Raw genomic sequence first — 20,809 nt, 5'->3', positions numbered from 1 at the left:
GCTCGGATCATTCCGTTCTGTTGCCGTAAGGACGCTTTCGCTCTGAGGCGACAATAAACCTGTCGGTTGTTTTTTGAGTAGGGATGCCATGCTTAAAAATAGAATCCGCTCCCTCCTGTTCGGCAGCCGCTGGACGATAAGCAGTTTGATACTTGGCGTGATCATAAGTATCGCTGCCAGCCTCGGCGTTAATTACTTCAACCGTCAGCACGCTGATCAGGTCGCACTTGATACTGCAGTCGCTACAGCAGATGCCGTTGTAAACAGGATAAAGCTCTACCAGTACGGGTTGCGCGGTGCGCGTGGTGCGATTCACACCATGGGCGATGGGGGCATCAACCGTGAGGCGTTCGACCGCTATAGCCTTACACGCGATATAGCAGTTGAATTTCCTGGTGCGCGAGGTTTTGGCTTTATCCGCCGTGTTGCGAGACAGGATGAGACTCAGTTTGTGGCCATGGCTCGAGCTGATGGCTGGCCTGATTTTGCTATCCGCGAGCTAGCACCTCATGACCATGATCGATTTGTCATTCAATACATCAGTAACCTTGAACTCAACAAACCGGCTGTTGGTCTAGACATCGCTTCCGAAGTCAACCGACGGCAAGCCGCACTTTCCGCCATGCGCAGCGGCGAGGTGAGACTTTCGGCACCTATCACGTTGGTGCAAAACCTTGGTAAGCCGCTGCAGTCCTTTCTGATCCTTATGCCGCTTTACCGTAATGGTGTTACGCCAGACACTACTGAAGCGCGAGAAGCGCAGATATTGGGCTGGAGCTATGCTCCGCTGATTACCGATGAGGTTCTCAATGGTATACGGCCTACAGAAGAGGCTGTCAGCCTTGAACTAGCTGACGTTACCAATCCTGCGCAGCGAATGGTCTTTTATAGATCAACCGATGAAGGCACTCATGAGCGAGTGCTGTCTCACACTGTTGAACGCGATGTCTATGGTCGACGCTGGCAGCTGCATCTCACCGTGGATCCTCTCCACATCAATAATCTGACTCAACTCACCCCATGGCTGGTTCTGGGAGTGGGTTCGTTATTGTCGGTGCTGCTGGCCAGTTTGGCTTCTGTGATCGGCCTTAGTCGTTCGCGGCAGTTACAAGTGGTTGCTGAGCAGAAAAAGCTGGCCGCCATTGTTGAAAGTTCGGTTGATGGCATCATCAGCAAGGATGTAAATGGCGTGGTAACAAGCTGGAATAAGGGGGCTGAAGCATTGTTTGGCTTCAGTGCTGATGAGGCTGTTGGGCAACGTATTATTGATTTGTTAATTCCTGAAGATTTGCAGTCTGAAGAGTCTGAGCTGCTGGCATCCATCAGAGAAGGCAAACCCATTTCCAGCTTCAATACGCTGCGCAAGCATAAAAATAAACAGCTGATCCCTGTCGCAATTACCGTGTCACCCATTCTTGACTCCGGCGGCAATGTGCTTGGGGCTGCAAAAACGGTTCGCGATATTTCGCAACAAATCGCGGCTGAAACGAAAATTCGCGAGCTCAATAGCAACTTGGAAGCACAGGTGGCTGAACGTACGGCGGAGCTTCACGAACTTAACGTGCTGCTCGGTAACGTGCTGCGTTCGGCCTCTGAAGTGGCGATTATTGCCACGGAGCTTGATGGCACCATTCGTATTTTTAATACCGGCGCAGAGCGAATGCTGGGGTACAGCGCAGCGGAGTTGGTCGGGAAAAGTACGCCTGCCAGCTTCCATGTAGAGCAAGAGGTAGCTGCGCGCTCCGCTGAATTGATGGCGCAACTTGGCCAGCCGATTGAGGGATTTCGGGTATTTGTGCACAAAGCCGAGTTAGACGGTGCGGAAACCCGCGAGTGGACGTATGTGCGCAAAGATGGCTCGCAGCTGCCGGTTTCCCTGGCCGTAACAGCTATGCGCGATGATCAGGGTGAATGCATCGGTTACCTGGGTATTGCCGTAGACCTGACGGAGCAGAAGGCCTCTGAAATCGCGCTTGCCTCAGGACGTGACCAGCTATTGCTGGCCGCTGAGGTGGCGGAGTTGGGAATCTGGTCATGGAATCTGGCTGATAACGTTATGAATGGGAACGACCGTATGTACGAGATATACGGCTACCCTGAGAGGCCCCGTGTAACAGGAGTGAACTACGAGCACTGGTATTCCCGCTTACACCCTGACGATGTTGATGGCGTCGTAACCCTGCTCAACCAAGCAGTTGCTGGAGAGGCCGTATATGACCCGGTCTTCCGGGTCATACGCCCGGATGGTAGCCAACGCATCGTGCAGGCCGGCGCTCAGGTTGAGCGCGATAGCCAGGGGGCCGCGATAAGGGTAACCGGGATAAATCGCGATATCACAGCGCAACGTGAACTGGAGTCGCGCTTGCAGGAGGCCAAGGAGCAGGCGGATGCCTCCAGCGCAGCCAAATCGTCCTTTTTGGCCAATATGAGCCACGAAATCCGCACCCCCATGAATGCGGTGCTAGGGATGCTGTACCTGGTACAGAACACCGAACTTACTACTCGCCAATTGGATTACATCAGCAAGGCCGAAAGTGCGGCGAAATCATTGCTGGGGTTGCTCAACGATATTCTCGATTACTCCAAGATTGAGGCCGGCAAAATGCTGCTGGATGCGCATGCTTTTGAGCTAGAACAGCTTATGCGCGATCTGGCGGTGGTGCTGTCGGGCAATCAGGGTGAAAAGAATGTCGAAGTCATGTTCGACCTCGATCCACTGTTACCCAATGCACTTTTTGGGGATAGCCAACGTTTGCAGCAGGTGCTGATTAACCTCGCGGGGAATGCACTCAAATTTACCCAACAAGGGCAGGTGATTATCAGGGTCACTCAACTGCTGCGCTGCTCCGATACCGTGCAGGTTCGTATTGAGGTTATTGATACTGGCATCGGCATCAGCCCTGAGCAGCTGCAGCGTATCTTTGAGGGTTTCACCCAGGCGGAGGCGTCAACCACCCGGCGTTTTGGCGGAACGGGGCTTGGGCTGGTGATTTCAAAGCGTTTGATCAACCTGATGGGCAGCGATTTGCAGGTCAGCAGTGAAGTGGGTATCGGTAGCCGTTTCTGGTTTGACATTAATCTGGGGATCTATGAACCACAGCCATTGCGTGCGTTATGCCCCGGTGCGGATCACCCGATGCGCCTTCTGGTGGCTGACGATAACGAAGTGGCCGGCTTCCTGTTGGTGCGCATGGCAGAAGCATTGGGCTGGCAGGCTGACTTAGTATCGGATGGCCTACAGGCGGTGGAACGGGCGCAACAGATGCAGCGTACAGGCCAGAACTATGATGCGATTTTGATGGACTGGCGCATGCCTGGCATGGACGGCTTGAGTGCCGCACACCTGATTCGTCAGCACAGCCAGGGGCAGCATGCACCCATGGTCATAATGGTCACGGCCTATGGGCGTGAGGTCTTGGCGGATATTCAGCAAGAAGGTGATGCGCCATTTGCAGGCTTCCTCAGTAAGCCGATAACCCCTCAACAGTTGGCCGATACCATCCAGCGGGTATTTGTAGGTGACGACACACCTCAACCATCAGTCGCCACGCTGCGCGCAGCTCAGCCCAAGCGATTGACTGGCCTGCATGTACTGGTCGTCGAAGACAATATGCTGAACCGTCAGGTGGCCTACGAGTTGTTGCTTGGTGAGGGGGCGCAAGTCACTCTGGCCGAGTGTGGGGTTGATGGTGTTGAGCAGGTCAAAGCAAGTGCCAATTCGTTTGATGTGGTACTTATGGATATCCAGATGCCCGATATTGATGGCCTGGAAGCCACCCGCCGAATTCGTATGGATGCCAAGCGGGGGGGAGTAAAGATAATCGCCATGACTGCCAATGCTTCAAGTGCGGATCAACAGGCATGCATGGCCGCAGGCATGGATGATCACCTTGGTAAACCTATCGATATGGAAAAAATGGTCGCTGCAATACTGCGGCACACTGGCCGTACCAACGCTGAACCAGCGGCCATGGTTCATGTAGAACCGCAGATTTCGGTGGTCGAATCCACCGCAGTGATCCACCAGCGTTTTGGTGGTAACCATCAGTTGATTCGCAATGTACTTGACCGTTTCAGTACAGAGCAGGCGAAAGAACTTGCACGACTGCAAGAAGAGGTCATGCAAGGCAATGCATCAGGTGCTGCCGCTGTGCTGCATGCCATAAAAGGCAGCAGTGGCACCATGGGGGCGCGCGCGCTTTCACAGTTGGCGGGTGAGTTGGAGCAGCGCTTGCGTGACGCAAATGAAGCCAGTGCAGCGCAGCTACTGGCTGATGGCTCATGGCTTGAAACGCTACATAGCATTTTGGTTGAAAGTGACAAGTTATTGAGAGTCGCGTTTGAGCTACCTTTTAGTAAACCTTCGCTTGCCGATGTGCACTTAGGCGCTTTATCAGGAACGCAATGGTGCGAGGCATTGAGGGATATTTTGCAGTTGCTGCAAGCCGGCAATATGCAAGCGATTGAGCGAAGCGAAGCCCTACAGGCCTTGACCCCGCAAGAGCTTCGCGCACAGTACGACCTATTTGTTGAACAGGTGAAATCCTTGGATTTCGCTGCGTCTCTGCTGACCGGGCAGGAGCTGCTGAGTTCGGTCTAAGGAGTGATTGATGCAACATTGGCCAAATGTTTTACAGGTAAAGCCCAAGCTACTCGTCGTTGATGACCAGCGCGTGAATATCATGGTGCTGCATGAACTGTTTCGAGAAGATTGTGAAGTTTTCATGGCCATGAGCGGCGAGCAAGCGCTACAGCTATGCCGAACTGTATTGCCAGATGTGGTGTTATTGGATGTTTGCATGGACGGGGTTGATGGTCATGAAGTCTGTCGTCGCCTTAAGTCAGACCCGCAAACCAAGAACATTCCCATCATTTTTGTCACTGGCAGAGGGGCTGAAGAAGATGAGGTACGCGGTCTTGAACTCGGGGCTGTAGATTTCATTGTTAAACCGATCAACCCCGTTATTGTCAGAGCCCGGGTCAATACCCACCTGACTCTAAAACGCCAGAATGACATCCTCCGTTCACTTGCATTGCTTGATGGGCTTACGGGAGTAGCTAATCGCCGCAATTTTGATGAGCATTTAGAGCGAGGCTGGCTGCAGAGTTTGCGCGAGCAGACGGCATTGTCTGTGATCATGATCGATGTGGATTATTTCAAGCGTTACAACGATCACTATGGGCACCAGCAGGGCGACAAATGCTTACAGGCCGTGGCAGGTGCTTTAGATGAGGCGGTCAATCGACCATATGATTTACTGGCTCGCTATGGCGGTGAAGAGTTTGCTTGTGTGTTACCTAATACTCTGCTGGAAGATGCGGTCGTGGTTGCAGAGCGAATGCGAGCAAACGTGCGGTCGCTCCAGCTTGAACATCTGAACTCTGACGTTGAGCAGTCAGTGACCGTGTCATTAGGTGTTGCTTCTATGACGGCCAATCATGCTACGGCACCGCACTCTTTAGTTGAGGAAGCAGATAGGTGGCTTTACCAAGCGAAGCAGGCCGGACGCGCCCGTGTGTGCTTTGACAATTTAGCTACCTCCTTGCCATCAGAATAGTTGTTTCAATGTTGTCCAAATAGTGAAGCGCACTCAAGTGCGTAGCATTGACTCGCGTCTAACCAATGTCGAAAGGCCGCATATGGGCGGTTCGTGACAGCCTGACTGATGAGAAGTCCCCGGTTTCGTGGACGCCTCCCCCAAGAAACTTAGCCCAAGTAAACGTATTTCATTTGCCGATCTCTGTCGGTGAACCAGCAGGCGAGAGGGGCGAAATCAAGCTGCTTCATCGCAACTTCTAAAAACAACAAACCCGGCACCAGGCCGGGTTTGTTGTTCTGCAGCAAAGTTGGCTTGGCCTCAACGCTCACGCGGCAGTGGAACCCCATATTTCAGATCGTCAGCATGCTTATTTGGCCAGCACTCAAACCCACTGATCATTACGCTTACGCCGTACCCGCAGCAGGGTCGGCAGAATCAGCCCTGCGAGTAATCCAGCTCCGGCAATGCCGCCGCCGTAGGCCATATAGCGCATCAGCACTTGATGGTTTTCCTCGCCTAGCTGCGCTTGCAGTTCGCGCAACTCAGAGTTGGCTCGGCTCAGTTCGATATCCAGCGCCGAGCGCGCGGTTTGCAGTTCGTCGATCAGGCTTTTGCGCGAATCCAGGGTTTCCTGCATGCCTTGCACGCGGGTTTTCCAGGTGTCGTTGATGCCTTCCAGTTCGCTGCTCAGTTGCGCCACTTGCTGTTCCAGCTGCGGCAGGCGCTCGGCCTGGCCGGGCACGTTTTGCAGGTCGCGGTTGGCAATCCATACCGCGCTGCCGTTTTCGCCACGCACCTGGCTGTAATCGCCGGAGGTTTGCAGCAGGGTGACTTTTTGCCCGGAAACCAGGGTGCCGACGATGCGGTAGCCGTCGGTTGGGCCACTGCGTACATAGGTGTTCAGGTTGTCGCTAACCCAGCGGTTGTTGTCTGCCTCCTCGGCGTGGCTGCCTGCGCTTGCCAGCAAGCAGGTTGCGAAGGCCAGTTTATGCAGAAGAGCAAAGGGGGCGGGGTGATGGCGGAATAGGGGCATGGGGCAATCTTCACGTGGCGATTAAACGAAACCCTCAGGCGGGTGCGATAAGTGCCGGCCAGGCGCCTGGCCGCAAGCTGTTGGGCGCTCGGGATGGTGCAGCGCGATGCAGCTGCGCGCTGGGCAAATGGCCATGCAATCCACCCGGCGGGCCGACAGCAGACAGACACTGGTCTCGCGCGCTGAGTTCACTTGGCAGCGCGTTGTGAGATGGATGGTGGGGCGTTCCACTGCGCGTACGGGGTCACGGCCTGTGGTTGCGATCAGCTGGCGCTGAAAACAACAAACCCGGCACGTGGCCGGGTTTGTTGAGGTTGCCGCAGGGCTTACTTGATTTCGACGGCCAGGCTTTCGGCGATCTTCTTGTTCCAGATCGCCGGGCCGGTGATGTGCACCGACTCGCCCTGGGTGTCGACTGCCACGGTGACTGGCATGTCCTTCACCTCGAACTCGTAGATGGCTTCCATACCCAGTTCCTCGAAGGCCAGGACCTTGGACTTCTTGATCGCCTGGGCGACCAGGTAGGCGGCGCCGCCAACGGCCATCAGGTACACGGCCTTGTTGTCCTTGATTGCGTCGATGGCAATCGGGCCGCGCTCGGACTTGCCGATCATGCCCAGCAGGCCAGTGCTTTCGAGGATCTGCCGGGTGAACTTGTCCATACGGGTAGCAGTGGTTGGGCCTGCTGGGCCTACCACTTCGTCACCGACTGGATCGACCGGGCCGACGTAGTAGATAAAGCGGCCTTTGAGATCGACCGGCAGCTCTTCGCCCTTGTTCAGCATGTCGACCATGCGCTTGTGCGCGGCGTCGCGGCCGGTGAGCATCTTGCCGTTGAGCAGCACGGTTTCGCCCGGCTGCCAGCTCTGCACGTCTTCCGGAGTGATGGTGTCGAGGTTGACGCGGCGCGCGCTCGGACCGGCTTCCCAGACGATTTCTGGGTAAGCGTCCAGATCCGGCGCTTCCAGTTCGGCCGGGCCGCTGCCGTCGAGCACGAAGTGGGCGTGGCGGGTGGCGGCGCAGTTGGGGATCATGCATACCGGTAGCGAAGCGGCGTGGGTTGGGTAATCCATGATCTTCACGTCGAGCACGGTGGTCAGACCGCCCAGACCCTGAGCACCGATGCCCAGCTGGTTAACTTTTTCGAACAGTTCGAGGCGCATTTCCTCGATCTTGTTCTGCGGGCCACGGGCTTTCAGCTCATGGATGTCGATGGACTCCATCAACACTTCCTTGGCCATTACCGCGGCTTTCTCGGCGGTACCGCCGATACCGATACCGAGCATGCCTGGCGGGCACCAGCCGGCGCCCATTTCCGGGACGGTCTTGAGCACCCAGTCGACGATCGAGTCGGACGGGTTGAGCATGGCCATCTTCGACTTGTTCTCGGAGCCGCCGCCTTTGGCTGCAACGTCCACTTCCACCTTGTCGCCGGGAACGATGGAGTAGTGGATAACCGCCGGGGTGTTGTCCTTGGTGTTTTTACGCGCACCGGCTGGGTCGGCGAGGATCGAGGCACGCAGGACGTTTTCTGGCAGGTTGTAGGCGCGGCGTACGCCTTCGTTGATCATGTCGTCGACGCTCATGGTCGCGCCGTCCCAGCGTACATCCATGCCTACGCGGATAAACACGGTGACAATGCCGGTGTCCTGGCAGATCGGGCGGTGGCCGGTGGCACACATGCGCGAGTTGATCAGGATCTGCGCCATGGAGTCGCGCGCGGCCGGGGATTCTTCCTTCAGGTAGGCCTCATGCATGGCCTGGATGAAGTCGACGGGGTGGTAATAGGAGATGAACTGCAGGGCGTCGGCAACGCTCTGAATCAGGTCGTCTTGCTTGATCACGGTCATGCTTGGCGCTCCTTTTTGTAGGGCTAGGAGTAGGGCAGGAACTTCGAAGAGCGCAAGGGCACGGCCCGGCGCAGGGCTATCAAGGTCAAAGGGCAAGGCCAAAGGACAAGATAAAAAGGCGCAGCAGTATACCGCGCACACCGCCAGGCGGACACCTATCGGGGGCTCGACCATGGTCGCTGGTCGGCTCCCAGGGCCGATGAATAACGCGGGCACGGCCTAGGCATTTTGTGATCACAGGGGTACAGTGGCGGCTAGATGCCAGCATGGGATGGAGCCCATTTCCCCATGAGTCTAAGCAGCCAAAAGGGTGCCCAGCGAACGCTGCAAAGTCTGCTGCTGAAGCGTTTCGGCATGGCAGCGGCTACCTATGGGCTAACCGGGCTGCTGTGCTGGATTGGGGTATTGGCTGGGCTGTTTCATGCCACGCCATTCACTGCCGTGAGCCTGACTGTGCTGGCGGCCATCAGCCAGCTGGCATTTCTCGGGCTGTTCCTCTCGCGCGCCAACCTGCGTTTTGCCGACCCCAGCCTGACCGAAGCGCAGGTGCTGGTGGCGCTGTCCTGGCTGACGGTGCTGCTGGCGCTGTTCAATGAAGGCCGTGGCAGCATGCTGGTGCTGTACATGCTGATTTTGCTGTTTGGGGTGTTTCAGCTGCCGCCCCGGGTATTTGCCCGCTGCGCGCTGTTCGCCTTCTTCGGTTTTGCCGGGCTAAACCTCTATGAGGCCTACACCTTCCAGCTGAGTGCCCCGCGTGTGGCGTTGATGCAGGTGTGCGTGCTGGCAGGGGTGCTGATCTGGCTGTGTCTGTTTGCCAGTTACGCCCAGGCTATGCGTCAGCGCATGCGCCAACGGCGTTTTGCCCTGCAAGCGCACCAGGACACCCTGCGCGGCATGATGCGCCAGTTGGAAGACCTGGCGGCCACCGATGAGTTGACCGGCCTGTGCAACCGTCGACACTTCTTACGCCTGGCCAGCCGCGAGCTGGACAATCTGCGTCATGGCCGCCAGCATGGCCTGGCGTTGCTCGATTTGGACCATTTCAAACGTATCAATGATGTGCACGGTCATGCCGCTGGCGACCGTGTGCTACAAACCTTTGCCGCCGTGGCCCGCGCCTGTCTACGTGATGGCGACGTGGTAGCCCGTTATGGCGGTGAGGAATTCGTGCTGTTGTTACCCAATACCGAAGCCGATCAGTTCACCGCCTGCTGCGAGCGCCTGCGTGAAGCCTTCAGCCGCGCCGAACCGCTGGGGGTGAAAGTGGAGAGCCTGAGCGTGTCCATCGGCATGACCCTGCTGACCATGCATGATGACCTCGATGACGCCCTGCAGCGTGCCGACCAGGCGCTGTACCAGGCCAAGCGCAACGGCCGTAACCGCTGCGCCGCGACCTGGGAGGACGTGGATGCCTGAGCTGCGGGTCGCTGAGCGCTGCCTCGACGTTGCGACCGCCACCAACCTGCTCGATAGCCTGCTGGCAGGCGGTATTGCCGTGCCTTACAGCTGCCGCGCTGGCAGTTGTCATGCCTGCCTGGTGCGCTGTGTGGCCGGCGAACTGCACGATGGCAAACCCGAGGCCCTGGATGCCGCCCAACGCCAGCAGGGCTGGCGACTGGCGTGCCAATGCCAGGTGGTGAGCGATGTGCAGGTCGAAGTGTTTGATCCGCAGCGCGATGCCGCGCCTGCGTTGATCCATAGCTGTGATTGGCTGAGTGCGGATGTGCTGCGCCTGCGTCTGACCCCACAGCGGCCGCTGCGCTACAGCGCCGGCCAGCATCTGCAGCTCTGGACTGAGAACGGCATTGCTCGTCCTTATTCCCTTGCCAGCCTGCCGGGCGAAGACCCCTGGCTGGAGTTTCATCTCGACTGCCGCCAGGGCGGCGCCTTTGTCAGTGCGGCGCGGGCCTTCCAGGTGGGTGATGGCCTGCGTCTGGGCGAGCTACGTGGCGGTGCTCTGCACTATGACCCGGACTGGCAGGCCCGGCCGCTCTGGCTGTTGGCCGCTGGTACCGGGCTGGCGCCGCTGTATGGGGTGCTGCGCGAAGCGCTACGCCAGGAGCATCAGGGCGCAATTCGGCTTATTCACCTGGCCCATGATGCGTCCGCGCACTATCTGGCTGAGCCCTTGCAGGCATTGGCGGCCAGCCATCCGCAGCTGCAGGTCGAGCTGGTTTGCGCGGCCGAGTTGGCGGCTGCTTTGGCCGAACTACGCCTTGTCTCGCGGCAAACCCTCGCTTTACTCTGCGGCCACCCCGACAGCGTCGAAACCTTTGCGCGCCGCCTGTATCTGGCCGGTGTGCCGCGTAGCCAGGTTTTTGCTGACGTCTTTTTGCCCAACGCGCGCTAGCCGTTCAGGCTCTCAGCGCACGGGTGGCCTGCCGTGAGGAATGAGAATGAGTGAGCACCTGCTGGTTGAGCGTGAACAAGGCCTGCTGACCCTGTGCATGCACCGCCCCGACAAGAAGAATGCCCTGACCCGCGCCATGTACAGCGGCATGGCCGAAGTGCTGGTGCAGGCCGATCAGGATAAAAGCGTGCGTGCCGTGCTGATCACGGGTGGTGAGAGCTGCTTTACCAGCGGCAATGACGTTGCCGACTTTATCCAGGCGCCGCCCACCGGGCTGAACAGCGAAGTGTTCCAGTTTATGCAGGCGCTGTTCGAGTTCAGCAAACCGGTGGTGGCTGCGGTCAACGGCCCGGCGGTAGGTATTGGTACGACCATGCTGCTGCACTGCGATCTGGTCTATGTCAGCCGTGATGCCACGCTGAAGATGCCCTTCGTCAACCTGGGCCTGTGTCCCGAGTACGGCTCCAGCCTGATCCTGCCGCGCCTGCTCGGCCACGCCCGCGCGGCCGAATTGCTACTGCTCGGGCAGAGCTTTACCGGTGAGCAGGCTGCAACCTGGGGCATCGCCAATCAGGCGCTGGCTAGTGGTGCTGAAACCCTGAACAAAGCCCATGAAATGGCGATGCGCTTTCAGCAGTTGGCTCCAGCGGCAGTGGCTGATAGCAAACGCCTGATGCGTGCGCCAGATCGTGAAGAGCTGCGCCGGGTAATCGAAGAAGAGGGCGCTTTATTCGGGCAGCGCCTGCGCTCGCCGGAAGCCATCGAGGCGCTGACGGCTTTTATGCAGCGGCGTACACCGGATTTCAGCAAGTTCGCCTGATGCCCTGCAGGCGCGGCCTTGGCCGCGATTTTCTCGTTATTGGCGTCGATTCGCGGGCAAGCCCGCGCCTACACAAATAAAAAAGGCCGCTCAATCGAGCGGCCTTTTTTAATGCAGCGAAGCAATTAAACGAGTGCTTCACCGACATGCAGCAGCTTCATGGTGTTGGTGCCGCCGATGGTGTGGTAACTATCGCCCTTGGTCAGGATCACCCAGTCACCTGGTTCGACCACGCCACGTTTGAGCAGTTCGTCCACCGCCGCCTGGCTGACCTCGCCGGGCTGCATCGCCGCTGCGTCGAACGGCACGGTGTAGACACCGCGGAACATGGCCGCGCGGGCCTGGGTTTCGGGGTGCGGGGAGAAAGCGAAGATCGGCACCGAGGAGCGGATGCGCGACATGATCAGCGGCGTGTAGCCGCTTTCAGTCAGGGCGATGATCGCCTTCACGCCCGGGAAGTGGTTGGCCGTGTACATGGCGGCCAGGGCGATGCTTTCGTCGCAACGACCGAACTCGGTGCCCATGCGGTGGCTGGATTTCTTGCTGGTTGGATGCTTTTCCGCGCCCAGGCAGATGCGCGCCATGGCCTGCACGGCTTCCAGCGGGTAGGCACCGGCGGCGCTTTCCGCCGAGAGCATTACCGCATCGGTGTAGTCGAGCACGGCGTTGGCCACGTCGGAGACTTCCGCGCGGGTCGGCATCGGGTTCTGGATCATCGATTCCATCATCTGCGTGGCCGTGATCACCGCCTTGTTGTGGCGGCGCGCGTGCAGAATGATTTTCTTCTGGATGCCCACCAGCTCGGCGTCGCCGATTTCCACGCCGAGATCGCCACGGGCGACCATTACCGCGTCACTGGCGCGGATCAGGCCGTCGAGGGTTTCGTCGTCGGCCACCGCTTCGGCGCGCTCGATCTTGGCCACCAGCCAGGCAGTGCCGCCAGCTTCGTCGCGCAGTTGGCGTGCGTATTCCATATCTGCTGCATCGCGCGGGAAGGACACCGCCAGGTAATCCAGCTCCATCTCGGCTGCCAGCTTGATGTCCGCTTTGTCTTTCTCGGTCAACGCCGGCGCAGTCAGGCCGCCGCCGCGGCGGTTGATGCCCTTATGGTCGGACAGCGGGCCGCCGATGATCACTTCGCAGTGCAGGGCATCTGCGGTGGCCTCCATCACGCGCATGACCACACGGCCGTCGTCAAGCAGCAACTCGTCACCGACGCCGCAATCCTTGACCAGGTCCGGGTAGTCGATGCCGACGATGTTCTGGGTACCTGAAGTCAGTGGGTGGCTGGTGGAGAAAGTGAAGCGATCACCGACCTGTAGCTCGATGCGCTTGTTGGCGAATTTGGCGATGCGGATTTTCGGGCCTTGCAGGTCGCCAAGCAGGGCTACGTGGCGGCCATGTTTGGCGGCCAGTTCGCGCACCAGCTTGGCGCGGGCTTTGTGCTCATCGGGCGAGCCGTGGGAGAAGTTCAGGCGGGCGACATCCAGGCCGGCGATGATCAGTTGTTCGAGTACGGCGGGGCTGTTACTGGATGGGCCGAGGGTGGCGACGATTTTGGTGCGGCGGAAGGTCATGCACAGACTCCTGAGTGGCAGCTGAGCACGAGGCTACTATGCCGCCACCCTGTAGTCATTGTTCCTCTGCACTACCAGAACCTATATACGATCTGCTGCGCGTCGGCCCTGCTGCGTTAAAAATCGGCTCGGCAAGCCGCTGGCGGCTAACGCGCTTTAGCGTGGCCCGCAGGGCAAGCGAAGCGAGTAATGCTCATGTACAAAAGTACATTCCGCTTCCTCGCCGTTTTTGCCTTGCCGGTCTCTAACTCGCGAGATCGTAAACAGGTTCTTATCGATTAAGCGCCTGATCCAGATGACGGGCGGCCTTGGTATTCAGATCGCTATTGGGGAATTGCACCAGCAGGCGGCGCAGGTAGGTGATGGCTTTGTCGCGGCTGGCCTGCGGGTTATCCGGGGCCAGGTACATCAGGCCGAGCTGGTACAAGGCCTTTTCCTTGATGTCGGCGGGGATACCGGGGTCGCTCAAGGCCAGCAGGTACAGTTCTTCGGCCTCGGCGACACGGTTTTTCAGCACGGCGCGGCGCGACAGCAGGGTCATGTCCGTGTCGAGGCTGGGTTTGTACAGATCGAGTTGCTGATTGGGCTTCCAGTGTGCGAGCAGTTCGCGTGAAGTCTTGTGTACCGGCTCGTCTGCACGCTCGCGGATCATCACGATACGCGCTTCGGCCCGTTCGGCGGCGCGGCTGGCAGGGAACTGGTTAAGCACCTGATAGAAGTAGTTGAGTGCCTTGTTGTCGTCACGCTGCTCGTTGAAGCGATTCATGTACAGCAGACCGATCTGGTACAGCGAGATGGCGCGCACTTCGTCGCTGAGCTTCTCATCGCGGTAGCCGGTGAGGTACAGCTGTTCGGCCTGCTCGCTTTTTGCATCGCGGATGGCCTGGGCGCTGTAGGTCAGCAGGTCGCCTTCATCCTCGATGGCGGCGAGCATGCGGTTGTTTTTCTGGGTCTTGTATTCGACCACTTCGTTGGTGGTGATCTGCGCGATAAACAGCGGTGTGGTGGGCGAGCAGGCGCTCAACAAGGCGGCACACAGCAGCAGCGGCAGGCGGGACGATAACGACATGACATCTCCAGGGCGCGGGGCCGGTGTGCGCCAGTCTAGTCAGGCCGGCCCGCTGCGGCCAAGTGGCTGGCGGCATTACCCATCAGAGGATATGTTGCTGCAGAATTTTCCAGGACAGTCGATACACTGCTCATCGGAGGAGAGGCTTATGCGCATATTGTTAGCTGTACTGATATTGGTGGGGGTGACGGGCTGCAACCGCTACTCGTTCGATCATCACCTCAACAGTGCCTATGAGGCCTATGATCGCGGTGAGTGTGAAGCGGCCATTCTGTCGCTGTCCAAGGCAGAGCGTAACAGCCGTTCACGGCGTTATATGCAGCCGGAAATCTCCCTGCTGCGTGGCCAGTGCCTGGAGCGTCAGGCGCTGTTTGTCGATGCCATGCAGACCTATCAGTTCATCGTCACCAACTACCCGGCCAGCGAGTACGCCTATCGCGCCCGTGCGCGCATGGATACCCTGCGCCAGTTGGGACATGACGGCGTCGATGTGGCGGTCAAGGTCAACCCGGTCAAGCCTTGACCGCTGGTCGTCAGGGCACATGGAAGGCTATTCTCGGCAGTAAGCTGAAGTTTTATGGGAGGGACTCCATGCGTGCGTTGTTGTGCCTGTTGCTGCTGCCGGGATTGGCAGCGGCGGAAATCTATCGCTGGACCGATGCCAATGGCCAGGTACATTTCGGTCAGCGCCCTGCGGCGGCAGGTGCTCAGCAGATTGAGGTCAAGCCGCAGGTGGTCGAGCGCGATCAGTTGACTCGTGAGCGTGAGGAGCGCGCCAATCGCTTCTTCGATGCCCGTCGTGAAGAGCAGGCGCAGGCTTCTGCTGCTTCGGCTGAGCGTCAGGCCAAGCGGGCGGCCGAATGTCAGGAGTTGCGCCGTCGCCTGGGCAATATCCCTGAGGGTTACAGCTATTACCGTACCGACGCCAATGGTGAGCGCGAGTACTACAGCGATCAGCAGGTGGATACCGCTCGTCAGCAATTGCAGGCTCAGGTGGCTCAGCGTTGTTCCTGAATCTGGTTTAAGCGCAGTAGTAGGGCCATACTCAATGGCCGCCTATAGCGATTTGCCACTATGTCCAAGCATGTTCAGCGCAGCATTGAGCGCCACCAGCTGCCTTACTACCTGAAGGTGTTCAATCGGATCACCGATAAACCCATGGGTTATATCGGTAATGTTTCTCTGGACGGCCTGATGCTGATCAGCCAGCTGCCTTTGTTGGTTGGTGCGCGTTTTGATATGCAGCTGAAAATCCCCGGGCGGGATGCTCCGCACTACATCGATTTTTCTGCCACCTGTCAGTGGTCCCGCGAGGATGTCACGCCAGGCTGTTACGACTCTGGTTTTGCCCTGGTTGCCCCGCCTGGCGACTATGTCGAAATGGTCGATGCGCTACGGCATTACTTCAGTTTCCGGCCAATGGCGGCGTCGGCCTAGGCCAACCGCCATGTGTCAGCCATAAAAAAACCGCCCCGAGAGGCGGTTTTTTTATGGTCAGGCGGATTAGGCACTGACGCTTTGCTGCAGCTGCAAGAGGGCATCGGAGCGGTTTTGAACTTCGCGATAACGCTCGGCATCCTTGGCCAGAACAGCGCCTTGGGCCGGGAATATCTCGTTCAGTTTGCGGCTCCACTGCTCAGTCTTGAGCTGTTCACCGAAGCAGCGCTGGATCAGGTCGAGCATGATCGACACCGTGACCGAGGCGCCTGGCGAGGCACCTAGCAAGGCGGCGATGGAGCCATCCTGAGCGGCTACCAGTTCAGTGCCGAACTGCAGAATGCCACCGGATTTTGCGTCCTTCTTGATGATCTGCACGCGTTGACCGGCGATTTCCAGGCTCCAGTCTTCAGCCTTGGCCAGCGGATAGAAACCGCGCAGGGTTTCCAGGCGTTGGGCTTCGGATTGCAGCACTTCCTTGACCAGATAGCGGGTCAGGTCGAAGTTGTCGCGCGCTACCGCCAGCATCGGGCCGATGTTGTTGAAGCGGATCGACAGCGGCAGGTCAAGGAACGAGCCGCGCTTGAGGAACTTGGTGGTGAAGCCGGCGTATGGGCCGAACAGCAGCGAAGTCTTGCCGTCTACCACGCGGGTGTCCAGGTGCGGCACCGACATGGGCGGCGAGCCCACTGCTGCCTGGCTGTAAACCTTGGCCTGGTGCTGCTTGACCACGTCCGGGTTGTCGCAACGCAGCCACTGGCCGCTGACCGGGAAGCCGCCGAAGCCCTTGCCTTCCGGAATGCCGGACATCTGCAGCAACGGCAGCGCCGCGCCACCTGCGCCGAGGAAGACGAATTTGGCCTGGATTTCACGGTTGTTACCGTTCTGCAGGTCTTTGACGCTGACTCGCCAGCCTTGGCCGCTGCGCTTGAGGCCAACCACTTTCTGTTTGCAGGTGACCTTGGCGTCGGTTTGCTGGCCGAGGTGCGCGAGCAGGTGCGTGGTCAGGTTGCCGAAGTTGACGTCGGTGCCTGCCATCACGCGGGTGGCGGCGATAGGCTCGTTCGGGTCGCGGCCCGGCATCATCAGCGGCATCCACTCGGCCAGTGTGGCGCGGTCTTCGGTGTACTCCATGTCCGCAAAGGCATGGTGCACGGTCAGCGCCTTGAAGCGCTTCTTCAGGTAATCAATACCTTTCTGCCCGCGCACGAAGCTCAGGTGAGGCACCGGGTTGATAAACGATTTGGGCGAGCCGAAGCGGCCTTTCTCGACCAGGTAAGCCCAGAACTGCTTGGACTCTTCGAACTGGGTATTGATGGTCACCGACTTCTTGATGTCGATCGAACCGTCCGCCGACTCTGGCGTGTAGTTCAGCTCGCACAGGCCAGCGTGGCCGGTGCCTGCGTTGTTCCAGGGGTTGGAGCTTTCAACCGCCCCGGCCTCCATCATCTCGAGCACTTCCAGCTTGATCGCCGGGTCGAGTTCTTTCAGCAGTACGGCCAAGGTCGCACTCATGATGCCGGCACCCACCAGCACCACATCCACTGTTTCGTAATCGTTCTGCGCCATTACCACTTCTCCGCAAACCAGCACTCAAAAGACGTTAGTTAGCTTGTGTAAACACAGCCGATCAGCAGTCGCCGAGACGCTCAGGGTTGAGGGAAGCAGGCTTCTGGATGCAGATGCCAACCGCGAGATCGTTCATTTTCGCCACACTCTTGTGAAGTTTTCCAAACCGTTCTTTTCACGCTCTTTTGGAGTCGTGAACCTCAAAACACGTCTGCTGGGCCCGCTTCTCAACGACATAGAGCGGCCATGCAGCGATTGCAGGCGCTTTATGTGGGAATAAGCGGCAGCCGGAAGGCAGCGCGAAGTGGGCGACTCTCTGGGGCGCGGCTGATGCAATGGCGCAGCAGCGATACGGCAAGGCCCGAACAGGAGGCGTCCTTATAATCGGGGCGCGATTATAAGGGCAAAGCAGGAAAATTGATCGCCTGGCGTGACTTTTCTTCTTCCGCCGGTCAGGCCGCCAGCGTTTGCTGCAGGCGTATGCAGGGCGTGACCTGAGCGACTCGGGCACCAGCAGGCAACGGCCGATTGAGCCAACTCATACAGCTGTGTTGTACCTCGATCCAGCCAAAGCCTTGTGGCGCCTGGGCTGACTGGCGCAGGGCGCGGCAGATGCCCTGGGCATCGAGCAGGGCGAATGAACGCATCGGACGGCGTGGAGCAAGCAGGTTGCGCAGAGAAAACATGGCAATGACCCAGCAGCAGTGAAGACTAAAGTCTTATGCCCGAATTGCATGACAGGGGCGTTACGGGAACCTGTTACTGCGTTATGCGTCCTAATACGCGTGACTGTCAGGCACTTGGCACGCTGGTTATACTGCGCGCACTTCTGCCCCTTACTTTATGGAGAGTTGAGCATGCTGCATCGTCTGCTGTTTGGTTTGGTGGCTGTTGCCAGCCTTACCTTGGTGGGTTGCGCCCACAGTCCGCAACAACTCAGCCCACAACCCAAACTCAATAGTCCGCTGACGGCGGTTGGCCAGGGCCAGCCGGTGGTAGTGCGAGTGGCTGATGGACGTCCGTCTCCGGTGCTGGGCACCCGCGGCGGTCTCTATCCGGAAACCAGCGCCATCAGCGTGACCGGTCAGGACATCCTGCCCAAGCTGCAGGCTCAGGCGGAAGCCGCAGTGCGCCTGCTCGGTTTTACCCCAAGTGCCAACGCCTACAACGCACCTCAGTTGACCCTGACCCTGGCTGATCTGAAATATCAGTCGCCGAAAGAAGGCCTTTACGTGACCGAGGCCGACATGACTGCGACCTTCCGAGTTGATGTGCAGAACAGCAGCCGCCGTTACAGCGGTCGTTACGGCGCTTCGCTGAATCAGCGTTTTGGCATGGCACCGAACCAGGCAACCAACACCAAACTGGTCAGCGATGTGTTGAGCGATGCCCTGACCCGCGCCTTCAAGGACCCGACCATCGGCCAGATGCTCGCCCAGTAAGGTCGATTGGCGTTGATGAAAAAGCCCGGACTGTTCCGGGCTTTTTCGTATCTGGGTTGTGCTGTTGCTGGTCTCAGGCCGCTTCGCTGTAGAACTCCGGCAGGCTCATGCCGGTGCGCGTATCGACATCGGGTAGAGCGTAATGCTCATGGCCGCCCATGGCGCAGTACACCAGCCAGTGGTCGTCCTGCACGTTGAACGACAGGCCATCGATGACGGCGTCCACATCGTCCAGTGAGTCGATCAGGTAATCGCGGTCTTGCGGATGGGCATGCAGCATGTGGTTTTCCTCCATGATTGATCGGGTCTGGCCCCGGTCTGCGGATGCAGTGCGGGAACTCGTGTTAGACCATAGAGCATGCGGATGACAGTTTTTAGACCGTATGGTCATAGTGACTGCGCTTCGTCGGAATCGATCCGCGAGCGCTGCATCCTTCTGTAGACTCCGCCGCCGTATCCGGCTGCCCGCCGTTTGTGTGGGCGTAGTGCAGGGTGTGCGGCGCAGCTGGCATACCCTCAAAGAACCTTGAGGTCGAGAATGTCTGTGCAAACACTCTGGTGGCTGATCGAGGCTCAGCCTGGCTTGTGGCTGAACGGTTTGGCGCTGTTTGTTGCGCTTGCGGGAAGCTGGCTGCTGTTAGCCACGCGGCTGCGCGAGCAACGTGCGGCAGCGCGCCTGTTGGCTGACAATCAGCTGAATGAAATGGCTCAGCAAGCCTATGCCCTGGATGAACCTACAGAGCGGCTTAACCGCTTCTTCTACCGCTTTGCGGCGGTTTGTCTGCTTGCCGCGCTGTGCCTGTCCTGGGTCAGCACCCGCTTGTAAGCGCACTGCAGGTCAAAAAACGGCAGCCACAGGCTGCCGTTTTTTATGCGGGGTGTTCAGCTCAGAGCGGCAGGCCCGCCTTGATCCGATACTGATTACGCACCGGGTTTGCGTATTGCAGGATCAGGTAGGGCTGTTGCTCGCTTGGACAGTTGTCCAGGCGGCGCTGCCACTCGGCTTGAGCCGCACGCAGTTCCTCGGCAGGGAACAGCTCGGCGGCATTCGGCACCGCCAGCGCCGGGTCGCGTTCGGCCCACATGGCATAGGCCAGATAATGCACAGGGAATAACCGATAACCGCTGAGGATCTGCCGGTCCATCTCGGCAGCCAGCAGCTTGCTGTCCTCCAGCCCCTCACAGACCGGGCTGCTGAAGTGCACGTGTACGCGGCCTTTGTAGCCGGTAATACCGAGGGCGATGCTCTGGTCGTCCTCGCCAGCGGCCTTGGTGTAGCTGCCGCTGCTGGCGCGGATAAACAGCTCGCGGGCCTTGGCCTGATCACAAGGGTCGTATTCGTAGCTGATCGATACCGGCGTCAGGCGCAGCGTGTTGATCACCTCGGCGAAGGGCTCGTCCTTGCGACTCATGTGGAACATCTTGAGGATCGCCGAATCGGTGCGGTCATCACCGTCCTTGGCGCGGCCTTCGGCCTGGGCAATCCAGATCGACTCGCCGTCATGGCGAATCGAATGGTTGATATAGGCTGACAACAGTTGGTACGCCGCGAGCTTTTCGCGCCGGCCGCTGATCGAGCGGTGCACGATAAAACTCTTGTTCAGGCGCATCAGATCGCTGACGAAAGGCTTCTGCAGCAGGTTGTCGCCGATGGCGATGCGCGGCGTTGGCAGGCCTGCGTGGTACACCGCGTAGTTGACGAACGCCGGGTCCATGACGATGTCACGGTGGTTGGCGAGAAACAGGTAGGCCTGGCCGGCTTGCAGGTGTTCGATGCCGGAGTAGGTCACCCCATCCGTAGCCCGCTCGATGGTGCGGTCGATATAACTCTCAATACGCGCCTGCAATTGTGCCACCGAGCCCACATCACGGAACTCAAGACGCAGGCGATAGGCTATAAGTGGTTTAAGCAGCCAACCCAAGGGTGCGGCCAGGCGCGGGAAGCGGAACTGGGTGAGGATGTCGAGAAACGCATCGTCCGCCAGCAGGCGCGCCAGAACGGCAGGGACTTCGGCGTCGGCGTAAGGTCGGATGGCATCGAATTCGCCCATCATGCTCTCTTGTCGTGGTTGGCTGTTGAAGTACTCACTGCTGGGCTCGCGGGTTCAGCCAAGGCTGTGGC

18 protein-coding genes are annotated in these 20,809 nt (G+C 58.8%); 10 read left to right on the top strand and 8 right to left on the bottom strand.

Annotated features, from left to right (window positions below):
- Nucleotides 1-88: 88 nt before the first annotated feature.
- Together ACOCLD_RS18010 and ACOCLD_RS18005 are read left to right on the top strand one after the other, a co-directional pair.
- Nucleotides 89-4,600: a PAS domain S-box protein gene (locus ACOCLD_RS18010; RefSeq protein ID WP_422910139.1), complete on the top strand. Its 4,512-nt coding sequence runs from the start codon at nt 89-91 to the stop codon at nt 4,598-4,600.
- Nucleotides 4,601-4,610: 10 nt separating this feature from the next.
- Nucleotides 4,611-5,558: a diguanylate cyclase domain-containing protein gene (locus ACOCLD_RS18005; RefSeq protein ID WP_422910138.1), complete on the top strand. Its 948-nt coding sequence runs from the start codon at nt 4,611-4,613 to the stop codon at nt 5,556-5,558.
- 364 nt (nt 5,559-5,922) lie between these two features.
- On the opposite strand, the gene ACOCLD_RS18000 is transcribed toward ACOCLD_RS18005, so the two are convergent.
- Both ACOCLD_RS18000 and ACOCLD_RS17995 read right to left on the bottom strand, forming a co-directional pair.
- Entirely contained in the window at nt 5,923-6,573 is a 651-nt protein-coding gene (locus tag ACOCLD_RS18000; protein WP_422910137.1) for a TIGR04211 family SH3 domain-containing protein, read from the bottom strand.
- 326 nt (nt 6,574-6,899) lie between these two features.
- On the bottom strand, nt 6,900-8,423 hold the full coding sequence (locus ACOCLD_RS17995; RefSeq protein WP_422910136.1) for a fumarate hydratase: 1,524 nt from the start codon (nt 8,421-8,423) through the stop codon (nt 6,900-6,902).
- A gap of 288 nt (nt 8,424-8,711) precedes the next feature.
- On the opposite strand from ACOCLD_RS17995, the gene ACOCLD_RS17990 reads away from it, so the two are divergent.
- The 3 genes from ACOCLD_RS17990 to ACOCLD_RS17980 are packed head-to-tail and all read left to right on the top strand — an operon-like array spanning nt 8,712 to nt 11,593.
- Nucleotides 8,712-9,839: a diguanylate cyclase domain-containing protein gene (locus tag ACOCLD_RS17990; protein ID WP_422910135.1), complete on the top strand. Its 1,128-nt coding sequence runs from the start codon at nt 8,712-8,714 to the stop codon at nt 9,837-9,839.
- On the top strand, nt 9,832-10,773 hold the full coding sequence (locus ACOCLD_RS17985) for an iron-sulfur-binding ferredoxin reductase (protein WP_422910134.1): 942 nt from the start codon (nt 9,832-9,834) through the stop codon (nt 10,771-10,773). Before ACOCLD_RS17990 ends, ACOCLD_RS17985 begins: the two co-directional genes overlap by 8 nt.
- Before the next feature lie 46 nt (nt 10,774-10,819).
- Nucleotides 10,820-11,593 (top strand): enoyl-CoA hydratase, encoded by a 774-nt coding sequence (locus tag ACOCLD_RS17980; RefSeq protein ID WP_422910133.1) that lies wholly within the window; start codon nt 10,820-10,822, stop codon nt 11,591-11,593.
- Nucleotides 11,594-11,718: 125 nt separating this feature from the next.
- Here the strand turns inward: ACOCLD_RS17980 and pyk are convergent, their stop codons facing one another.
- Both pyk and ACOCLD_RS17970 read right to left on the bottom strand, forming a co-directional pair.
- Nucleotides 11,719-13,170, bottom strand: a complete 1,452-nt coding sequence (gene pyk / locus ACOCLD_RS17975) for a pyruvate kinase (protein WP_422910132.1) — start codon at nt 13,168-13,170, stop codon at nt 11,719-11,721.
- 271 nt (nt 13,171-13,441) lie between these two features.
- A complete protein-coding gene (locus ACOCLD_RS17970) occupies nt 13,442-14,239 on the bottom strand; it encodes a tetratricopeptide repeat protein (RefSeq protein ID WP_257777571.1) in 798 nt (265 codons plus the stop codon).
- Nucleotides 14,240-14,387: 148 nt separating this feature from the next.
- On the opposite strand from ACOCLD_RS17970, the gene ACOCLD_RS17965 reads away from it, so the two are divergent.
- From ACOCLD_RS17965 to ACOCLD_RS17955, 3 genes are all read left to right on the top strand, one after another.
- Complete coding sequence (locus ACOCLD_RS17965) at nt 14,388-14,762, top strand: tetratricopeptide repeat protein (protein WP_257777565.1); 375 nt, start codon at nt 14,388-14,390, stop codon at nt 14,760-14,762.
- 68 nt (nt 14,763-14,830) lie between these two features.
- Nucleotides 14,831-15,253 carry a DUF4124 domain-containing protein gene (locus tag ACOCLD_RS17960; RefSeq protein WP_422910131.1) on the top strand — a complete coding sequence of 141 codons (423 nt, stop codon included), beginning with the start codon at nt 14,831-14,833 and terminating at the stop codon, nt 15,251-15,253.
- A gap of 60 nt (nt 15,254-15,313) precedes the next feature.
- The gene (locus ACOCLD_RS17955) at nt 15,314-15,676 is read left to right on the top strand and encodes a PilZ domain-containing protein (protein ID WP_257777559.1); all 363 of its coding nucleotides are present in this window, start codon (nt 15,314-15,316) and stop codon (nt 15,674-15,676) included.
- Between the two features lie 66 nt (nt 15,677-15,742).
- Here the strand turns inward: ACOCLD_RS17955 and mqo are convergent, their stop codons facing one another.
- Together mqo and ACOCLD_RS17945 are read right to left on the bottom strand one after the other, a co-directional pair.
- Nucleotides 15,743-17,245 (bottom strand): malate dehydrogenase (quinone), encoded by a 1,503-nt coding sequence (gene mqo / locus ACOCLD_RS17950; protein WP_422910130.1) that lies wholly within the window; start codon nt 17,243-17,245, stop codon nt 15,743-15,745.
- A gap of 452 nt (nt 17,246-17,697) precedes the next feature.
- Nucleotides 17,698-17,931, bottom strand: coding sequence for a hypothetical protein (locus ACOCLD_RS17945; protein WP_257777557.1), 234 nt, complete (start codon nt 17,929-17,931; stop codon nt 17,698-17,700).
- 171 nt (nt 17,932-18,102) lie between these two features.
- Here ACOCLD_RS17945 and ACOCLD_RS17940 point away from each other — a divergent pair, with 171 nt between their 5' ends.
- On the top strand, nt 18,103-18,687 hold the full coding sequence (locus ACOCLD_RS17940) for a YajG family lipoprotein (protein ID WP_233686511.1): 585 nt from the start codon (nt 18,103-18,105) through the stop codon (nt 18,685-18,687).
- A 73-nt stretch (nt 18,688-18,760) separates the two neighbouring features.
- Here ACOCLD_RS17940 and ACOCLD_RS17935 read toward each other — a convergent pair whose 3' ends face one another.
- Nucleotides 18,761-18,967, bottom strand: a complete 207-nt coding sequence (locus tag ACOCLD_RS17935; RefSeq protein WP_233686510.1) for a hypothetical protein — start codon at nt 18,965-18,967, stop codon at nt 18,761-18,763.
- Between the two features lie 258 nt (nt 18,968-19,225).
- Between ACOCLD_RS17935 and ACOCLD_RS17930 the strand changes: the two genes are divergently transcribed.
- Nucleotides 19,226-19,513 carry a hypothetical protein gene (locus ACOCLD_RS17930; protein WP_422910129.1) on the top strand — a complete coding sequence of 96 codons (288 nt, stop codon included), beginning with the start codon at nt 19,226-19,228 and terminating at the stop codon, nt 19,511-19,513.
- 61 nt (nt 19,514-19,574) lie between these two features.
- Here ACOCLD_RS17930 and ACOCLD_RS17925 read toward each other — a convergent pair whose 3' ends face one another.
- Nucleotides 19,575-20,741, bottom strand: a complete 1,167-nt coding sequence (locus ACOCLD_RS17925; protein WP_422910128.1) for a 1-acyl-sn-glycerol-3-phosphate acyltransferase — start codon at nt 20,739-20,741, stop codon at nt 19,575-19,577.
- Between the last annotated feature and the right edge of the window lie 68 nt (nt 20,742-20,809).

This window comes from Pseudomonas cimarronensis, from assembly GCF_049331905.1.
In the GTDB taxonomy this organism is placed as follows: Bacteria; Pseudomonadota; Gammaproteobacteria; order Pseudomonadales; family Pseudomonadaceae; genus Aquipseudomonas.
Note: the sequence above shows the minus strand (reverse complement) of the source record. Positions and strands in the feature narration are given on the sequence as shown.

Excerpts from the sequence above, each read along its gene's own strand:
- ACOCLD_RS18010 (WP_422910139.1), top strand. The coding sequence starts at position 89 with ATGCTTAAAAATAGAATCCGCTCCCTCCTGTTCGGCAGCCGCTGGACG.
- ACOCLD_RS18005 (WP_422910138.1), top strand. The coding sequence starts at position 4,611 with ATGCAACATTGGCCAAATGTTTTACAGGTAAAGCCCAAGCTACTCGTC.
- ACOCLD_RS18000 (WP_422910137.1), bottom strand. The coding sequence starts at position 6,573 with ATGCCCCTATTCCGCCATCACCCCGCCCCCTTTGCTCTTCTGCATAAA.
- ACOCLD_RS17995 (WP_422910136.1), bottom strand. The coding sequence starts at position 8,423 with ATGACCGTGATCAAGCAAGACGACCTGATTCAGAGCGTTGCCGACGCC.
- ACOCLD_RS17990 (WP_422910135.1), top strand. The coding sequence starts at position 8,712 with ATGAGTCTAAGCAGCCAAAAGGGTGCCCAGCGAACGCTGCAAAGTCTG.
- ACOCLD_RS17985 (WP_422910134.1), top strand. The coding sequence starts at position 9,832 with ATGCCTGAGCTGCGGGTCGCTGAGCGCTGCCTCGACGTTGCGACCGCC.
- ACOCLD_RS17980 (WP_422910133.1), top strand. The coding sequence starts at position 10,820 with ATGAGTGAGCACCTGCTGGTTGAGCGTGAACAAGGCCTGCTGACCCTG.
- pyk (WP_422910132.1), bottom strand. The coding sequence starts at position 13,170 with ATGACCTTCCGCCGCACCAAAATCGTCGCCACCCTCGGCCCATCCAGT.
- ACOCLD_RS17970 (WP_257777571.1), bottom strand. The coding sequence starts at position 14,239 with ATGTCGTTATCGTCCCGCCTGCCGCTGCTGCTGTGTGCCGCCTTGTTG.
- ACOCLD_RS17965 (WP_257777565.1), top strand. The coding sequence starts at position 14,388 with ATGCGCATATTGTTAGCTGTACTGATATTGGTGGGGGTGACGGGCTGC.
- ACOCLD_RS17960 (WP_422910131.1), top strand. The coding sequence starts at position 14,831 with ATGCGTGCGTTGTTGTGCCTGTTGCTGCTGCCGGGATTGGCAGCGGCG.
- ACOCLD_RS17955 (WP_257777559.1), top strand. The coding sequence starts at position 15,314 with ATGTCCAAGCATGTTCAGCGCAGCATTGAGCGCCACCAGCTGCCTTAC.
- mqo (WP_422910130.1), bottom strand. The coding sequence starts at position 17,245 with ATGGCGCAGAACGATTACGAAACAGTGGATGTGGTGCTGGTGGGTGCC.
- ACOCLD_RS17945 (WP_257777557.1), bottom strand. The coding sequence starts at position 17,931 with ATGTTTTCTCTGCGCAACCTGCTTGCTCCACGCCGTCCGATGCGTTCA.
- ACOCLD_RS17940 (WP_233686511.1), top strand. The coding sequence starts at position 18,103 with ATGCTGCATCGTCTGCTGTTTGGTTTGGTGGCTGTTGCCAGCCTTACC.
- ACOCLD_RS17935 (WP_233686510.1), bottom strand. The coding sequence starts at position 18,967 with ATGCTGCATGCCCATCCGCAAGACCGCGATTACCTGATCGACTCACTG.
- ACOCLD_RS17930 (WP_422910129.1), top strand. The coding sequence starts at position 19,226 with ATGTCTGTGCAAACACTCTGGTGGCTGATCGAGGCTCAGCCTGGCTTG.
- ACOCLD_RS17925 (WP_422910128.1), bottom strand. The coding sequence starts at position 20,741 with ATGATGGGCGAATTCGATGCCATCCGACCTTACGCCGACGCCGAAGTC.